The organism is Oleiphilus sp. HI0123 (assembly GCF_001635315.1).
The window spans coordinates 1-544 of the sequence record NZ_LWGE01001004.1 but is presented as its reverse complement, the minus strand read 5'-3'; the positions used below and the strand labels follow the sequence as shown (position 1 = coordinate 544).

Sequence of the window (544 nt, the reverse complement as noted above, 5' to 3'; positions counted from 1 at the left end):
ACCATATCGACCAAACTATCGTACTCTGCACCAAAAGCGCTCTGCGTATTCGTCATACGCGCCACACGACCATCTAAGCCATCCAGAATCATTGATATAAAGATGGCAATTGCTGCATTATCAAAATGACCATTCATAGCAGCGACGATCGCATAGAATCCAGAAAACAACGAAGCTGTTGTAAACAGGTTCGGCAACAGATAGATCCCTCGCCCCAGCTTTGAACGATGAGCCGGCGACTCGCTCACCTCTTCCTTTTCTACATCACCCTGCTTTTCTGAATTCATATCACTCATCATCAACTCTCATCATTAAACATAAAAAAACGGCTCTCTGGAAAAACCAGAGAGCCGCCTTATCTTACCTGCAAAAACAACTAATGTTTAGTTTTTGCTCTTATCAACAATCTTGTTAATCCATGGCATCATCTTACGAAGCTCACCACCAACCTGCTCGATTGGGTGCGCAGCATTGTTACGACGGTACGCAGTCATTGAAGGATAGTTTGTTGCACCCTCTGAAATGAACATTTTCGCATACTCAC

General features: G+C 43.9%; 1 protein-coding gene and 1 pseudogene. Both read right to left on the bottom strand.

The genetic code is table 11. From position 1 onward, the window contains the following. The coding region (locus tag A3761_RS08645) for a phosphatidylcholine/phosphatidylserine synthase (protein ID WP_369808211.1) at positions 1-287 on the bottom strand (287 nt) is incomplete at its 3' end. A 96-nt stretch (positions 288-383) separates the two neighbouring features. After that, positions 384-544: pseudogene (locus A3761_RS26220) on the bottom strand (ketol-acid reductoisomerase); the annotation flags it as partial.